General features: G+C 70.3%; 15 protein-coding genes. 4 read left to right on the forward strand and 11 right to left on the reverse strand.

The genetic code is table 11. From position 1 onward, the window contains the following. Positions 1 to 112: 112 nt before the first annotated feature. From IPK24_10680 to IPK24_10700, 5 genes are all read right to left on the reverse strand, one after another. Entirely contained in the window at positions 113 to 1306 is a 1194-nt protein-coding gene (locus IPK24_10680) for a PLP-dependent aminotransferase family protein (GenBank protein ID MBK8076015.1), read from the reverse strand. A 43-nt stretch (positions 1307 to 1349) separates the two neighbouring features. After that, positions 1350 to 2285 (reverse strand): class I SAM-dependent methyltransferase, encoded by a 936-nt coding sequence (locus tag IPK24_10685; protein MBK8076016.1) that lies wholly within the window; start codon positions 2283 to 2285, stop codon positions 1350 to 1352. Positions 2286 to 2483: 198 nt separating this feature from the next. Next, a complete protein-coding gene (locus IPK24_10690; protein ID MBK8076017.1) occupies positions 2484 to 2648 on the reverse strand; it encodes a hypothetical protein in 165 nt (54 codons plus the stop codon). A 78-nt stretch (positions 2649 to 2726) separates the two neighbouring features. Continuing rightward, positions 2727 to 3281 (reverse strand): hypothetical protein, encoded by a 555-nt coding sequence (locus IPK24_10695; protein MBK8076018.1) that lies wholly within the window; start codon positions 3279 to 3281, stop codon positions 2727 to 2729. Further along, positions 3278 to 3898, reverse strand: coding sequence for a hypothetical protein (locus IPK24_10700; GenBank protein MBK8076019.1), 621 nt, complete (start codon positions 3896 to 3898; stop codon positions 3278 to 3280). Before IPK24_10700 ends, IPK24_10695 begins: the two co-directional genes overlap by 4 nt. Before the next feature lie 83 nt (positions 3899 to 3981). Here IPK24_10700 and IPK24_10705 point away from each other — a divergent pair, with 83 nt between their 5' ends. Next, positions 3982 to 5283 (forward strand): sodium:proton antiporter, encoded by a 1302-nt coding sequence (locus IPK24_10705; protein ID MBK8076020.1) that lies wholly within the window; start codon positions 3982 to 3984, stop codon positions 5281 to 5283. Here the strand turns inward: IPK24_10705 and IPK24_10710 are convergent. After that, positions 5265 to 6563 carry an ArsB/NhaD family transporter gene (locus IPK24_10710; GenBank protein ID MBK8076021.1) on the reverse strand — a complete coding sequence of 433 codons (1299 nt, stop codon included), beginning with the start codon at positions 6561 to 6563 and terminating at the stop codon, positions 5265 to 5267. The two genes, IPK24_10705 and IPK24_10710, sit on opposite strands and share 19 nt — an antisense overlap. 169 nt (positions 6564 to 6732) lie before the next feature. Further along, a complete protein-coding gene (locus IPK24_10715) occupies positions 6733 to 7992 on the reverse strand; it encodes an aminotransferase class I/II-fold pyridoxal phosphate-dependent enzyme (protein MBK8076022.1) in 1260 nt (419 codons plus the stop codon). Between the two features lie 115 nt (positions 7993 to 8107). On the opposite strand from IPK24_10715, the gene IPK24_10720 reads away from it, so the two are divergent. Both IPK24_10720 and pcrA read left to right on the forward strand, forming a co-directional pair. Further along, positions 8108 to 8863 (forward strand): hypothetical protein, encoded by a 756-nt coding sequence (locus tag IPK24_10720; GenBank protein ID MBK8076023.1) that lies wholly within the window; start codon positions 8108 to 8110, stop codon positions 8861 to 8863. A gap of 60 nt (positions 8864 to 8923) precedes the next feature. After that, positions 8924 to 11350 (forward strand): DNA helicase PcrA, encoded by a 2427-nt coding sequence (gene pcrA, locus IPK24_10725; GenBank protein ID MBK8076024.1) that lies wholly within the window; start codon positions 8924 to 8926, stop codon positions 11348 to 11350. 114 nt (positions 11351 to 11464) lie between these two features. Here the strand turns inward: pcrA and IPK24_10730 are convergent, their stop codons facing one another. Further along, a complete protein-coding gene (locus tag IPK24_10730; GenBank protein ID MBK8076025.1) occupies positions 11465 to 13066 on the reverse strand; it encodes a cellulose binding domain-containing protein in 1602 nt (533 codons plus the stop codon). A 225-nt stretch (positions 13067 to 13291) separates the two neighbouring features. Then, positions 13292 to 13768 carry a MarR family transcriptional regulator gene (locus IPK24_10735; protein ID MBK8076026.1) on the reverse strand — a complete coding sequence of 159 codons (477 nt, stop codon included), beginning with the start codon at positions 13766 to 13768 and terminating at the stop codon, positions 13292 to 13294. A gap of 60 nt (positions 13769 to 13828) precedes the next feature. Between IPK24_10735 and IPK24_10740 the strand changes: the two genes are divergently transcribed. Beyond that, complete coding sequence (locus tag IPK24_10740; GenBank protein MBK8076027.1) at positions 13829 to 14416, forward strand: class I SAM-dependent methyltransferase; 588 nt, start codon at positions 13829 to 13831, stop codon at positions 14414 to 14416. Positions 14417 to 14452: 36 nt separating this feature from the next. On the opposite strand, the gene IPK24_10745 is transcribed toward IPK24_10740, so the two are convergent. Both IPK24_10745 and IPK24_10750 read right to left on the reverse strand, forming a co-directional pair. Further along, positions 14453 to 14830, reverse strand: coding sequence for a hypothetical protein (locus tag IPK24_10745; protein ID MBK8076028.1), 378 nt, complete (start codon positions 14828 to 14830; stop codon positions 14453 to 14455). A 74-nt stretch (positions 14831 to 14904) separates the two neighbouring features. Further along, positions 14905 to 15747, reverse strand: a complete 843-nt coding sequence (locus IPK24_10750; protein ID MBK8076029.1) for an alpha/beta fold hydrolase — start codon at positions 15745 to 15747, stop codon at positions 14905 to 14907. Positions 15748 to 15927 lie beyond the last annotated feature (180 nt).

The raw sequence follows: 15927 nt of genomic DNA on the forward strand, positions 1-15927 counted from the left end.
GTCACACCGGTGACATCAGGGTTGCCGAAGGTTGCAACGCGAAGGCGCACCCCTCGCCCATGATCACCGTTGGATCGCCGTTTGTTCCGGCTCACCCGGTACGGACTGCGAGCTAACGGTGATCTTCGAGGTGGAGGTCGGGATACCGAGCGGCGAAGGCCTCGGCGAGGGCGTGGACGCCGCGCACCAGGTCGTCCTCGCCGTAGTAGGCGAAGCTGAGTCGCAGGCAGTCGCGGAATCCGCTGTCCGTCGAGAACTTCGCCCCCGGCTGGAATGCAGCGCCCCGCGCCACGGCGAGGGGGCGTACGGCCCCGGTGTCGACCTCGGGCGGGAAGCGCAGCCAGAAGAAATAGCCGCCGTCCGGGGTGCGCCACGAGACCGGGCCGGCCGACGTGATCGTGCCGCCGGTCGGATCGGGTGAGCCGAACGCGGTCCGCAGCGCGTCGTCCATCACGGCGACTCGTGCCGCATAGATCGTGCGCAGCCGGTCGAGGTAGGTCAGTGCGGTCCCGTCCTGCAGCATCGCGGTCACGATGGGGGCGGCGAACGGGTTCAGCCCGCCACCGCTGACCAGCGTCCCGTACCCCTCGAGCCGGGCCAGGATCGGCTCGGCGGCCTGAACCCAGCCCAGTCGCAGCCCCGGCGCGAGGATCTTCGAGAACGTCCCGAGGCAGATCACCACGTTCGAATCCAGCCACGCACAACAGGACGGCGGCGGCTCCTCGCCGTAGGACAGCAGGTGGTACACCTCGTCGGCGACCAGCAGGCTGCCGTGCCGGGCGATCAGCTCGACGATCTCGGCCCGCCGGGTCGCGGACGTCGTGATGCCGGTGGGGTTGGCGTAGGTGGGCACCGTGTAGACGAAGGCGGGGCGATGCTCGATCAGCGCAGCGGCGAGTGCGTCGGGCAGCAGGCCGTCGTCGTCCATCGGCAGCCCGACCACACGTAACCCGTGGTCGGCGAAGATGTTCCGAGCCAAGAAGTAGGTCGGGTCCTCGACCAGGACGACGTCGCCCGGTCGGGTCAGCGCGGCGCAGCACCAGTCGATCGCCTGCGAGTTACCGTTCGAGATGATCATCAGTTCAGGGTCCACAGGTGCCCCGTACCGCGGGGCCAGCGAGTCCGCGAGTGCGACCCGCAGTGCGCCGTCACCACGCTCGATGCCGTACTGGAGCTGAAACGGCGGCACGGGGGCAGCGCTCAGGGCGCGGCGGAACTCCTCGACCGGCAGCAGGACATCCTGCGGCTGACCGATGCCGAGGTCGACCACGCCGGGCTCGCCCCACAGTTGGCTGGTCTGCGACATGAGGCGGCGCCGCACGTCGTCCGGGACGGTCATGCCGCGAACGCTAGGGCATGCTCACGTCGCCGGAGGGGTCGGCGAAGAGGATCGACCAGATGGACAGCACCTGTGAGCGCAGCACCGGTGTGCGGTCGACGAGCGGCAACGCGAGGGCGTGCACCGGGCCGCGACCGCGCGGCGGGTGCAGGCGCCGAACGTGCGCCACCCCCGGCAGCCGGCTCAGCGCGGCGGCCTCGGTGTCATCCAGCCACCAGAGCATGGCCGGCGGCGGGAACGAGTGCTCCGGCCCGGGGTCGGCGTCCTCGGTGTCCTCGGTGTCCTTGGCCTGATGCGCAGCGTGGCGGCTGAGGTGTTGGCGTTGGCCGACGGCGGTGGCGCGGGTGGCCCAGCGGGGGACGCCGTCGAGCAGCAGGTGCGCCCCCGGGATGTGCGCGGCCAGGCGTCTGATCAGCGTGTGGACGTCGCCGCGCGGCAGGTACATCAGCAGGCCCTGGGCCGTGATCAGGACATCGCAGGGATCGGCCTGTTCGTCGCGCAGCTCGTGCATCCAGCCCTCGTCCAGGGCGGACGTGGCGATCTCGCGGCGGCGTTCGTGGCGTGGCAACACCTGGCGCTGCACCACTGCAGACTCGGGCAGGTCGACACTCACCCAGTGCACGCGGCCGTCGTCCACGCGCCAGAACTGAGTCTCGAGTCCTTCACCGAGGGCCACCACCGTGCCCCCGGGGTGCGCGGTCATGAACGAGCGGATCTGCTCGTCGAAGGTCCGGGCGCGCAGACCCTGCCATTGCGCACGCCGGACGCCGCGTCCCAACCGCTGCGCGAAGGGGTAGTCGAGGCGATCGATGAGCTCGATGGCGAGCGGGTCGCTCAGCACGCTGTCCGGGCGGGACGCCTCCTGGGCGCGGAAGTAGAGCGTCCACAGCAGTGTCTCGGGCACGCCGGTGAGGGTGACCGGGATGCGCTCGGACCGTGACGGCACCCCACCTTCTTACCGTGATCATCGTGAGATCGCAGGTTGCCTCGCCTCCGGCGGGTCCCACGTGATCACGTGGTGATCACCCGGTGATCACGCTGGCTCGCGGTCACGGTGTGCTCCAGCCGGCGATCGAGGGCGTCGATCTCCGATCGGACACGAAGCTGGCCGCTGTTCCTACCCGAGGTGCCCGGACTCGTCGAATCAGTCGCGCGGTCGGGAGCGGATCAGGTGCAGCAGTGCAGCGACCAGCAGGAGGGGAGCGGCGCTCGACATCACGAGCACTCCGGGCCCGGGCAACCGGATCATCGCTGCGCCCGCCAGCAGGAGCAGAACGGCGATGATCGTCAGGTAACGGGCCACGCTCACGGTGGTCGATTCTGGCAGGAGTGCCGGCCGGCCCGGCGGACCCGTCCCGGGAGACCTGTCCGGTTCCGCGAAGCAGCCTCAGCTCAGCAGTGCCATGCCGACCGCGGCGCATCCGGCGGCCCACAACACGCTGGCGAAGGTGCCGATGATGAACCGCTCGGCCGCCGCCGGCGACCGCAGCTCGGGGTAACGACCCAGGCCCTTGATGGCCAGGGCGATCGCGATGCCCTCCGGCCAGCCCGCCAGCAGTGAGGCCGTGATGCCCAGTCGCTCGAGGGTGCCGACCCACGCCCCGCCGTGCAGCACATCGGGATCTGCCGGGCCGGGGCGGTCGCGCCGTCCGGGATCGGCCAGCCGCAGCACCGCGGTGGCGACCGGGCCACCCCCCGCCACCGAGCCCGCCCCCACCAGTCCCAGGGCGATGACCGTGGCGCCCCCGCTGACGGCGGCGGCCTGCCAGGCCAGGATCTCGGCAGCGGCCAACCCCGTCGTGGCGACGACGACCACGGCGCCGGCGCGCAGGCGCAGCCGCCGCACGTGACGCACTCGGCCCCAGAACGGCAGAGCCAGGACGGCCAGGCCCCCGAGCACGGCCTGGGCCGCCACGGCCGCCACGTTCACGTGCGGGTTCACCGGACCGGCGTGGTGGGTTCGGCCGCGGGAGGCAGCCGCTCGGCACGGATCAGCAGGTCGGCGATCACCGGCCGCACCGCCAGCTCTTGGGAGCGCAGGCCCACCGCGAGACGTTGCCCGACGGCCTGCCGGCTGATGCCGAGCTTGGTGGCGGCCTGGGCTGCTGTGAGCCCGGCGTCGTCCAGGTCGATCGCCTGCCAGGCGGCCTCGCTGCGCCGTTGGATCACCGCGGCGAGCAGGGTCAGTACGGCATCGGCCTGGGCTGCAGGTGCGGTGTCGGCCCCCTGCACCGCCAGATGCTGTGGGCGACGCTTGGCCGCCTCGACCGCGGCGCGGGCCCGCTCGAACGCCGAGCCGCGAGCGGCCCTCGTGCTGGAGGGCAGCGGCTCGGCCACCGGGCCGGCCCCGAGCCCGATGTGCCAGTTGCCATCTCTCACGAGATCGAGGATGGCATCGACCACCGACACCGGGTCCTCCAGCAGGCCCTGGAACTCATCGCCCGCTGTCCGCTCGAACGGCAGGCGGGTGTGGATGCGCGTGAGTCTGGCCAGCATGTGATCCACCAGATCGGTTGTGGTGCTCGATCCGCGTTGGTCGATCGTCAGGACAAAGGGCATGAATAAAGTCTGAAGCCTTTCTCAAGTGAAAGCAAGGTCTCAGGCTTGCCTTTCGGGGAATAGTGCGGGCATAGGGTGCCTGCGTGCATCTTCTTGACCTGGCCGCGCTCCTGGCGTTTCTCATCGGCGTCCTCGCCTTCGTCAATGCCCGCTATCTGCGGCTCCCGTCGACCATCGGGGTCACCATCGCCGGTTTGGGCGTCAGCTTGCTGATGTTGGGTTTGGCCGGCCTTCAGGTGCCACTCGCCGTGAACGCCGTCGACCTGGTGCGGGACATCGACTTCGACGCGGTGGTCTTCCTCGGGGTGCTCTCGTTCCTGCTGTTCGCCGGCGCCCTCGGACTGGATTCGCACGAGCTCTGGCGCATGCGCTGGCCGGTGCTGGTGTTCGCGCTGCTGGCCACGGCGATCTCGATCGCCCTGGTGGGGGGACTGACCTACGGCGTCTTGACGCTCTTCGGTCTCGAGGTCCCGTTCGTGTACTGCCTCTTGTTCGGCTCGCTCATCAGCCCGACCGATCCGGTTGCCGTGCTCGGCATGCTGAAGCACGCCAAGGTTCCGCCACGGATCGAGACCCTGGTCGCCGGCGAGAGTCTGTTCAACGACGGCATCGGCGTGGTCGCCTTCACCGTGATCGCCGCGGCGGCCACGGCTGGTGACGGCGCTGACGGACACGGCGCGACGGGCGCCGGTGAGATCAGCCTGTTCTTCCTGCAGGAGGCGGTCGGGGGCCTGGTGCTCGGCGCCGTCCTGGGCTATGCGGGCCTGATCGGCATCCGTCTCATCGAGGACGTCGTCACCGAGGTGATGATCTCACTCGGCGTGGTGCTGGTACTGACTGCGGTAGCCGTTCACCTGCACGTCTCCGGTCCGTTGGCCGCGGTTGCCGCCGGGTTGCTGGTCGGCTCGTTGACCGACCGCAAGCCGTCCCTGCTCACCAGCCGGGAACGCTTCGAAGAGGTCTGGCACCTGATCGACGAGGTGCTCAACGTCGTCTTGTTCGCCTTGCTCGCGCTCGAGATCGTGGCCATCGCCTTCGAGGTGCGCTGGATCGTCATCGGCCTGATCACGATCCCGCTGGTGCTGTTCGCCCGCACGGTGAGCGTGCAGGGCTCGACGCTGTTGTTCACCCGCCGGGTCTTCGACCCGTACACCCGGCGGCTGATGGTGTGGGGTGGTCTGCGAGGTGCCCTCGGCGTCGCCATGGCCTTCACCCTGCCGGACGGCGCCCCCCGCGAGCTGTTCCTGGTGATGACCTATTGCGTGGTCGTGTTCAGCATCGTGGTGCAGGGGCTGACCGTGGGTCGGCTGGCTGCTCGGGCGGCGGAGGCCACCGCCGAGCCGGTCGAGACGGATCCCAGCCCGGATCACGCGAGCACGAAGTAGCGCACCACCACGTAGGGCGTCGCGATCGCGATCGTCACCACGGCGGTGAGCAGGCCGTACTTCGTGAAGCCCCAGAAGCTGATCGGCTGCCCGGCCTTGCGGGCCAGGCCCAGGGCGACCACGTTCGCCGAGGCGCCGACCGCCGTGGCGTTGCCGCCCAGGTCGGCGCCCAGGGCCAGCGCCCACCACAGCGATCTCGCCTGAGGCGAGCTGCCCTCGGCCGCGACCACCTCGGCGACCACCGGGCTCATGGTGGCCACGTAGGGGATGTTGTCGATGATCGCCGACAGGGCGGCCGACCCCCACAGCAGTCCCACGGCTGCCGCAGCGAGACGTCCGTCGGCGGCCTCGGCGGCGGCGCGCGCGATCTGGTCGACGACCCCGGTGTTCACCAGTGCCCCGACCATGACGAACAGGCCGGCGAAGAAGATCAAGGTGGGCCACTCGACGTCCGAGGCGACCTCTTCGGCGTCCAGGCCCGAGACCGCCAACAGCACCAGGGCACCGATCATGGCCACCACCGCCGGCTCGAGGTGCAAGGCGGTGTGCAGGACGAAGGCGAGTGTGACCGCCGCCAGGACCACCGAGGAGATCACCAGCAGCCGCGGATCACGGATCGCGTCGCGCTCTCGCAGGGCCATGATCTGAGCGGCGCGCTGCTCGTCGTGAACGAACGCGGAGCGGAACATCACCCGGCACAACCCGATGAACACCACCATGAGGACGACGACCAGTGGCGCCAGGTGGATGAGGAAGTCGTCGTAGGTCAACCCGCTCCGGCTGGCGATGATGATGTTGGGAGGGTCGCCGACCAGGGTGGCCGTGCCGCCGATGTTGCTGGCGAGCGTCTCGGCGATCAGGAAGGGGGTCGCCGGGACGGCGAGTCGGTCGCACACCAGGAATGTCACCGGGGCGATGAGCAGGATCGTCGTGACGTTGTCGAGCAGGGCCGAGGCCACCGCCGTCACCACCACGAGGATCACCATCACGCGAAACGGCTTGCCCCCGGCCCGTTTCACCGCCCAGATGGCGATGAACTCGAACACCCCGGTCCGCTCCACCACGGCGACGATGAGCATCATGCCGAGCAGCAGGAACAGTACGTTCCAGTCGATGCCGGCCTCGGGGGAGAAGAAGGCCGTGCGGCCGTCCGTCGCCTGGATGAGAAGCATGAGGACGGCGCCGCCCAGGACGATCTTGACCTTGCTGATCCGATCACTGGCGATGAGGACGTAGGCCGAGGCGAAAACGGCTACAGCAGACCACGCGGTGAGGGTCACGGTACGAACTCCCGGCAGCTCGCAGGCGAGCGACGGCGAGTGACCCTGCGGGCAGGGGGCGCCGTCGCGCCGACCAGGCTTCCCGGCTCACCCGTACTCGATCACTGTAGCCCGGTCGGCGGGCATCGGCCGAGCGAGATCGGCCGAGGTCAGCCGAGGTCAGCCGAGGTCAGCCCTGCACAGCGCGGTACTCCTCGGTGGCCAGCCGGATGCAGGCGGCCACCACCTGCATCGCGGTGTACACCTCCTCGACCGGCGGACGGGTGGGGGCGAGGCGGATGTTGCTGTTCGCCGGGTCGTTCCCGCCGGGGTAGGTGGCGCCCGCCGGGGTCAGGCTGACGCCCGCGGCGCCCGCCAGTTCGATGACCCGGGAGGCCACCGGTGCGGTGGTGAACAGCGAGCTGAAGTAGCCGCCCCTCGGGCTGGTCCAGGTGGCCAGACTGCCGTCGGTGCCCAGCTCGGCGGCCAGCACCTCGTCGACCGCGGCGAACTTCGGCGCGATCAGCGCGGCGTGGTCGCGCATCAATCCCGTCAGGCCACCCGGGTAGCCCTGCAGGAACCGGACGTGACGGGCTTGCTCCACCTTGTTCGGGCCGATGCTCTGGGCGCCGAGATAGGTCGAGATCCAGCCCAGGGTCGCTGCGCTGGAGGCGAGGAAGCCGAGCCCGGCGCTGGCGAAGGTGACCTTGCTGGTGCTGGCGTAGACGATCACCCGGTCGGGGTTGCCGGCCGCGGCTGCCAGCTCGATCAGGTTCACCACCGCATCCGGTTCGCCCAGGTGGTGAGCGCGGTAGGCGTCGTCCGCGAAGATGGTGAAATCGGCTGCGGCCGTGGGCATCGCGACCAGACGGCGGGCCTTGTCGGCGCTGATCGTCTCGCCGCCCGGGTTGGAGTAGGTGGGCACGAACACGATGCCCTTGATGCTGGGGTCGCTCGCGGCGAGCTGCTCGACGGCGTCCAGATCGGGGCCGTCGGGGTGCATCGGCACGGTGACCAGCTCGAAGCCCAAGGTCTCGAGCAGCAGGAAGTGCCGGTCGTAGCCGGGCGTGGTGACGATCATCTTCGGGTGCTGCCCGAACCAGGGCTGCGATCCCCGGACGCCATGTAGCAGAGCGAAACTCAGCACCATGCCCTGCAGTTCGAGCGAGGAGTTGTTCCACACCACCACGTTGGCCGGGGCGACGTCGAGGTAGTCGGCGAACAGCGCGCGGGCACTCGGTAGCCCGGCGACGCCACCGGGGTAGTTGCGCAGGTCGATGCCGTCCAGCGAGGTGTCCTGCTCCGACAGGGCGGTGATCAGGCCGTTGGACAGGTCGAAGTCGGCATCGGACGGTTGACCGCGCTGCATGTTGAGCTTCAGACCCTTGGCGGCGAAGGCGTCGTAGGCGGCCTGGGCGTCGGCGAGTGCGGGGCGCGCGTCGTTCGTCATGGGCACAAAGTACTCGTCCGTGACCGGCGACCGGCGGCAGGTGTGAGGGTCCGCTGTCGCCGGATCGTGATCCTCGGCCCGGCAACGCCGGTGCACGGGGCAGCGTCCTCGGGTCATGACCCACATCTGGTCCTCGCCCACTCGCTCCGTGGCGGTCCTGCTGATGTCGGCCGCAGCGTCGGCCCTCGCCGGGTGCACCGGCCCGACCCCGATCCCGGCCGATTCGGCGTCGCCCTCGTCGGCCTCGTCGGCACGGACCTCGACGGCGGTTCCGTCGTCCGGGCAGAGTTCCGCGCCGACCGCGGCTGGTGAGGCGGATGACGTCCGGTTGCCGCACCAGGGTGTGCGCTCCACTGATACCGACATCAGCGACTGGCAGCCCACCACGTGGGCCTACCGCCCCTGCGGGGACGACGCGCCCCTGAGCTTCGGCGCGGGCGTCGACGCCCGGTCGATCGTGCAGACCGGCCCGGAGTACACCCGGCAGGAGATGGTCGCGGTCTTCCCGGACGCGGCAGCGGCCATCGCCTACGTCGCCCGCCTGGACGCCGCGGTCACCCGCTGTGCCCCGGCGGCCCGGGGCGAGCACGTGATGCGCGCGGGTGATCTGGCCGGGCCGTGGGGGCGCGGGCGGGTCTACAGCACCTCGGTCGCCGTCCGTGACGGTGCGAGCGATGCGACCGTGGGCCACATGGGTCTGGACTACCTGGTGCTCGCGCGCACCGGCCGGGCGGTCGCCGCCGTGCGTGCCGGCGGCGAGTTCACCCCGGCGATCGACCGGTTCGATGCCGCGGTGATCGCCGACCTGCGCCCGGATCTGGAGCTCATCGCCCGTCAGCTGTGCCGCTTCACCCTGGCCGGGTGCGGCTGATGGTTCAGCGCCGGTTGGTGCTGGGACGTGTCGGTGGGGGCACGTAGTCTGGACGACGCCATGAGCACCCTGTTCGAAGACATCCCGTTGCCCGGCCTGGACACCCTCGGTGACCCGGCGCCGTCGGTGTCGCTCGCGCGCACCCGTGCCTCGGTCGCCGACCTGCTCGACGGGCTGAATCCGCAGCAGCGCGAGGGCGTGCTGCACCAGGGCAGCCCGCTGCTGCTGGTGGCCGGTGCCGGATCGGGCAAGACCCGGGTGCTGACCCACCGGATCGCTCACCTGCTGGCGGCGCGCGGCGTCCGGCCGGGTCAGGTCTTGGCGATCACCTTCACCAACAAGGCCGCCGCCGAGATGCGCGAACGGGTGGCGACCCTGGTCGGCCCGCAGGCCTCGACGATGTGGGTCTCGACCTTCCACTCGGCGTGCGTGAAGATCCTGCGCCGCGAGGCGAGCCGGGTCGGCATGAAGTCGAGCTTCTCGATCTACGACCAGGCCGACTCGCAGCGGCTGATGGCGCTGGTCTGTCGCGACCTCGACCTCGACCCCAAGCGGTACCCGCCACGGGCGTTCAGCCACCAGGTGAGCAACCTGAAGAACGACCTGATCGACGAGGAGACGTACGCCTCGCAGGTGGCCGAGGGCACCCCGATCGAGCGCACCCTGGCGCAGGCCTACACCGGGTACGCCCAGCGGCTGCGCCAGGCGCATGCGATGGACTTCGACGACCTGATCATGACGACGGTCAACATCCTGCAGGCCTTCCCGGACGTCGCCTCGCACTACCGGCGCCGGTTCCGGCACGTCCTGGTCGACGAGTACCAGGACACCAACCACGCGCAGTACGTGCTCGTTCGTGAACTGGTCGGTGGCTCGCTGTCCCAGGCGATCAAGGACGCCGAGCGCGCGGCGTCCGGGGTGGACGACGGCGCCGCGGCGCCTGCCGTGCCCGTGCCACCCGCGGAGCTGACCGTGGTCGGTGACGCCGACCAGTCGATCTACGCCTTCCGCGGCGCGACCATCCGGAACATCACCGAGTTCGAGCAGGACTACCCGGACGCCCGCACCATCTTGTTGGAACAGAACTACCGCTCGACGGCGACGATCCTGTCGGCGGCCAACGCGGTGATCGAACGCAACCCCGACCGCAAGCCCAAGAAGCTGTGGACGGCGGACGGTCCCGGCGCGAAGATCGTCGGCTACGTCGCCGACTCCGAACACGACGAGGCCGCGTTCGTCGCCGAGGAGATCGACCGCCTCACCGACGCCGAGGGGGTGCGCCCCGGGGACGTCGCGGTGTTCTATCGGACCAACGCTCAGTCGCGGGCGCTGGAGGAGGTCTTCGTCCGGGTCGGCCTGCCCTACAAGGTGGTCGGCGGTACCCGGTTCTACGAGCGGCGCGAGATCAAGGATGCCCTGGCCTACCTGCGCCTGATCGACAACCCGGCCGACACCGTGAACCTGCGCCGGATCCTCAACGTGCCCAAGCGGGGCATCGGTGAGCGCGCCGAGGCGTGCGTGGCGGCGCTGGCCGATCGCGAGCGGATCTCGTTCGGCGACGCCTTGCTGCGGGCCGAGGAGGCTCCCGGGATCGCCACGCGCTCGCTGAGCAACATCCTCGCGTTCAACGCCCTGATCGAGCAGTTGCGTACCGTGGTCGAGGCGGGGGAGGGGCCGGCGACGGTGCTCACCGCCGTCCTGGAACAGACCGGCTACCTGGCCGAACTGCAGGCCAGCCACGACCCGCAGGACGAGTCGCGCATCGAGAACCTGTCCGAGCTCGTGGCGGTCGCCCAGGAGTACGAGGTCACCGCTGCCGAGGCCGAGGCAGGTCCGAGCCTGACCGAGTTCCTCGAACAGGTCTCGCTGGTCGCCGACGCCGACCAGGTGCCGGACGAGGCCGTCGCCGCCGGCGAGCACGCGGCCGAGGAGCACGTGGACGCCGGGGTGGTCACCCTGATGACGCTGCACACCGCCAAGGGGCTCGAGTTCCCGACGGTGTTCCTCACCGGAATGGAAGATGGCACCTTCCCCCACATGCGCTCCCTCGGCAATGCCACCGAGCAGGCCGAGGAGCGGCGGCTGGCCTATGTCGGCATCACCCGCGCGCGGGAGCGGTTGTACCTGTCGCGGGCCGTGGTACGCAGCGCTTGGGGGCAGCCGAACTACTACCCGGCCAGTCGTTTCCTGGACGAGATCCCGCCCGACCTGGTCGATTGGCGCCGGCTGGAGGCCACGGGGATGTCCTCGCGTCCGGCGTCTGCCCCGGCGATGTCGCGCGTCGCGGCGCGTCCGGGAGTGCGCTCACCCGGCAACCGCGAGATCGTGCACCTCGAGCCCGGCGATCGGGTCACCCACGACACGTTCGGGTTGGGCACGGTGACCCGGGTCGAGGGCGCGGGGGACAAGGCCGTGGCGCACATCGAGTTCCGTTCCGAGGGCAGCAAGCGGCTGTTGCTGCGCTACGCCCCGGTCACCAAGCTCTGACGTCCGGGCAGGCGAAGGCCCTCCGGGCCTGCTCCCCCGAGGAAGCAGGCCCGAAGGGCCGCTGCGCGTCATCGACACGGCTCGCCTGCGCGGGGGCAGTCGAGCCCTGTGCCGTCAGCCGGTGTACCCGGCCAGGGTCGTGGTGAACGCCCAGGGTGTCTGCACGATGCTGCTGCAGGTGGCGTCGGCATAGGTCTTGGCCCCACCGGTGCAGGCGACGTCCCGGGTGAGCGACCACATCGACAGCCAACCCAGGTGAACGGTCCTGGCGAAGTCGACCAGTTGCCTGGCGTCGGTGACGGTGAAGATCTCGTTCGAGACATCGTTGACGCCGATCATCGGGGTCACCGCGACGGCGGCCCAGGCCTGGGTGTCGTTCAGGCCGAGAGCCGATTTCACCTGCGCCTGGGTCGATTTCGCCGCCTGGATGGCGTAGGCGCCCATCTTGCCCGCCGGGCTCGGGGCCGCCCAGTCGCCGTAGTCCATGGCCATGATGTTCACGGCGTCGACCCTCACCCCGGCCGCCTTCAGCCCGGAGACCAGGTTCACGCCGTCCGGGGTCAGGCCCGAGGGCAGCACCGGCAGGGTCACTGATACCTCGAGGGTCTTGCCGGCGGCGACGGCCTCCTTCTGCAGGGTGGCGATGGCGGTGGCCCGGCGCGCGTTGGCCGCGGTGTCGGCGATCGCTCCGCCCTCGACGTCGAAGTCGACCTTGGTGAGGTTGTAGGCCGAGATCACCGAGCGATAGGCCGCGGCCAACGTGGCCGGGGTGGTGCAGACCGTGGCGAGCTCACTGCCGGCGGCCCCACCGAAGGACACGCGGGCATCCCCTCCTGTCGCCCGCAGTGCCCCGATCTGAGAGGCCACCGCGTCGTCTGCCAGGGCCGTGACGCCGCCCCACTTGGGGGTGCAGCCACCGCCGGACACGATGAAGGCCAGGTTGACGACCTTCATTCCCGTGGCCTTCGAGATCGAGACCAGATTGGCGGGCGGGTAGAGCGAGGTGTCGACATACGGCGCGAAGGCGCCGGTTGCGCCCGTGGCCGGTGGCGCTGGGGGCGGCGTCGACCCGGAGGGTGGGGTGGTGACGGTGGGCGCCGGAGTGCTCGGGGCGCCCGTGCCGGTGGCGCCGGGCACCGACGGCCGGGGGGTCGAAGCGGTGGGAACCGGGACCTGAGAGGCGGGCACGCTCGGCGCCGGGGCGCCGGAGGTGGGGCTCGCCGGTCCGGGTGCGGTGCTCGACGATGGCGTGGGGATCGCCGTGGCGGTCGGCGGCGTGGCCGAGGTGCAGGAGTGACCATCGATCCGGCACCGGGTCGGCGCTCCCCGGCCGCTGACCACGAACCCGACCGTGGTCGAGTGGCGCGGGCCGAGCTGGGCGTTCCAGCTCTCCGGCCGCACGATGATGTGCCCGTTGGACGCCGAGGCGCTACCGCCCCACACGCTGGTCAGGTGTGCGCTCGTCGGCAGGTCGAACTCCAACCGCCACGCTGTCACGCCCGATCGGCCGACGTTGGTGATGGTGTAGGTCGACTGGTAACCCGAACCCCACGAGCTGTCGAGGTGATAGGTCGCCCGGGTCACCCCCGAGGTGATCCCGGCGACCGCATTCACGCCGAACCCGGCGAGGGTCACGGCAAGGGCTGCTCCTGCGGCGAGCCCCGCCCGCCGTCCGAGTCGCCGGTCCCGCCGTCCGTTCGAGCCGGCATGAGCCATCCGGGTGCCCGCCCGAGACGTCACGACGTCCACGGGGAGACAGTGGCGGCCGAGGGTCGGCCTGTTCGGGTCCATGTGATGCCTCCTGGTGCCGCCGGGTGACGAGCAGGGTCCGGCGTGCTGCGCGAGTGGTGCGGCCGAGACGACGCTAGAGGCCACGAACGGCCATGCCGTGATCGTTCAGGAGCGCATAAGGGGAATCAGAGCCCCTGATAACCGTGCGGCTCAGTCGCCCTGGTCGAGGGCGCTCAGCAGGGCCTGGAGGCCGGTGCGCAGGGACTGTCGCTCGGCGGCCGTCATCCGGCCGAGCACTCGCTGTTGCCGGTGGTGCATGGCGCTGCCGATGTCCCGGTGCAGTTGCTGCCCCGTCGGGGTCAGGATCAGCTGTACGTAGCGTCGATTGGCGGGATCGCGGTGGCGACGGATCAGGCCACGCCCCTCGAGCCCTGCGACGAGGCGGCTGACGGTGCTCTTGTCGAGTCGCAGCCGGTCGGCGAGTTCCTGTTGTGAGAGAACCACATCGGAATCGAGCTCGTGCAGGGTCAGAGCCTCGGACATGGTGACGGCCGTGCGGGCGCCGCCGTCCTCGTCGGTGCTCACCAGGTCGCCCATCGACCGCACCAACTCGAGCAGCAGGCCGTGCAGGTCGTCGTGCAGGTCGTCGTCCGCCCCGCCCATGCCGCCACCCCCTTGAAGTTGCATCGCACAACTGTCGGTCGTAGCGTGACCGACAGTTGCACCATACAACTCTGGAGTCTCGTCATGCGGATCCACCCTCAGCACCCTCACCACGGTCACGACGGCCACGACGACAACCCCTTTCACGGCAGGGCAGCCGCCTATGATCGCGTCGCCGGACGGCTGATGCGCCGACCCTTCCGACGGATCGCCGAAGATCTCGCGCAGCAGCTGCCGCCGGGAGCCGGCCTGCTGGACGTCGGCACCGGCCCGGGGCGGCTCTTGGTCGAGGTCGCCCGTCGCCGACCCGACGTGCGGGTCACCGGCGTCGACCTGGCCCCGGACATGGTCGAGACCGCGCGGGGTCATCTGGCCGAGTTCGGCGAGCGCGCCGCCGTCCTCGTGGCCGACGTCCGCGAGCTTCCGTTCCCGGACGGCGCGTTCGACGTCATCGTCTCGACCCTGAGCCTGCACCACTGGGCGGACCCGGCTGCCGGGGCCGTCGAGCTGAACAGGGTGCGCCGGGTGGGGGGCCAGATCCGGATCTACGACCTCCGATCCGCTCCGTTCGCCGAACTCCAGAATGCGCTCACCGGCCAGGGCAACGGGCAGACCGAGCGGTTTCGGATCTCACCCCTGCCGGTCCCCGCGTTGCGGCTCCTGGTGATCTGATCCGCTCCCGACCGCGCCCGACCGCGCCCGACCGGACTACGTCGACCAGGGCCGAGGAGGCAGGACGGCAGCGGCCACCTGATCGAGGACGCCGGCCATGGCGCCGACCTGGTCGGTGAGCGTCTCGACCTTGGTGTCGAGGCTGCTGACCTTGGTGTCGAGGCTACTGAACTTGGTGTCGAGAGCGTCGACCTTGGTGTCGAGGGTGTCGACCTTCTGGTCCAGCCGGTCCACACGGGCCTCGTTCGTACCCAGCTGGTCGATCATCCGGTCCAGCCGAACACCCATCTCGTTGAAGCGATGCGTGTGACGTCGTTGAGTGTTCTGGATGTCCGCGATCATGGTGTAGATCTCGGACACGTCGTTGTCGAGCTGGGAGACCTTGCGCTCCATCTCGGTTGCGCTCATCGCCATGCCGGGCAGCCTAGGCGCCTCGCCGAGGAACGCGATACGGCTCGACCAGATCTGTGGACAACTCGCCGGACGACTCACCCGGCGGGCATGGCGGACGGCGGGACCAACGGCAATTGGCTCACCCCGGCGGTGACCGTGTCGCCCTGGGTGTCGAGCTGACTGAGCATGGCGCCGATCTCGCGGACCACGCGAGCATGGATCGGCAAGGACATGTGGCCCGTGGCGTGGATCCGCAGGTTGCGGGTGATCAGGTCGGGGTGATCCAGCCGGCCATGGGTGTGGGGGATCACGACCTGATCGAGGTCGGAGTAGTAGGCCACGAACCGGGTGCGGCAGCCGGGCGCCGGCTGGGCCAGCTCGACGTAGAGATCGCTGCCGGGCCGGAGCTGGCGCCCCAACCGGACCGGCAGGCCGTAGGCCAGCAGCGACCCGGCGTGCGGCGTGCCGAGGGTGACCAGGGTGTGGACTCGCTCGTCACCGCCGAGGCGCTGGACGTAGTACCGGGCGATCAGCCCGCCCAGGCTGTGCCCGATCACGTGGATGCGTTCGTAGCCGGTGCGTGCCACCAGCTCTTCGATGGCGCCGGACAGGTCACGGGCCGCGGCCCGGATGTCGTTGGTGGCAGGGGAGTAGTTGATGGTGAACACCCGGCCGAAACCGCGTCGACTCAACCGGCGGCGGAGCACCGTGAAGATCATTCGGTTGTCGACCATGCCGTGCACCAGCAGGATCGGCGTCCCGGCGGCCTCGACGTCGCCCATCACCAGGCCGCGTTGGTGCGGCGCGAGGTCGCCCAGGTGGTAGCGCTCGCGGGTGTCGTGCCGGTCGGCGATCACCCCGAACGGGTAGAGGGCGAGGTGCGTGGCGCTCCACACCGCCTCGACGAGTGCGCCGCGGATTGCCTGCACCGAGAACAGCGCCAAGAGGTCGCGGGGCAGATCGGCCAGGCTCGGCGCCAGTCCGTCGTCCGAGCTGCCGTGCACCGAACCGACGCCAGAGGCCTCAGCGGACGTCGTCAGGGCAGCTCGCGGCCCGGTACGGCCGCCGCGGGGGGCCGGAATGCCCCCTGCACGGGTACCGGAGCTGCCCTCACGCCC

The organism is Kineosporiaceae bacterium, assembly GCA_016713225.1.
In the GTDB taxonomy this organism is placed as follows: domain Bacteria; phylum Actinomycetota; class Actinomycetes; order Actinomycetales; family Kineosporiaceae; genus JADJPO01.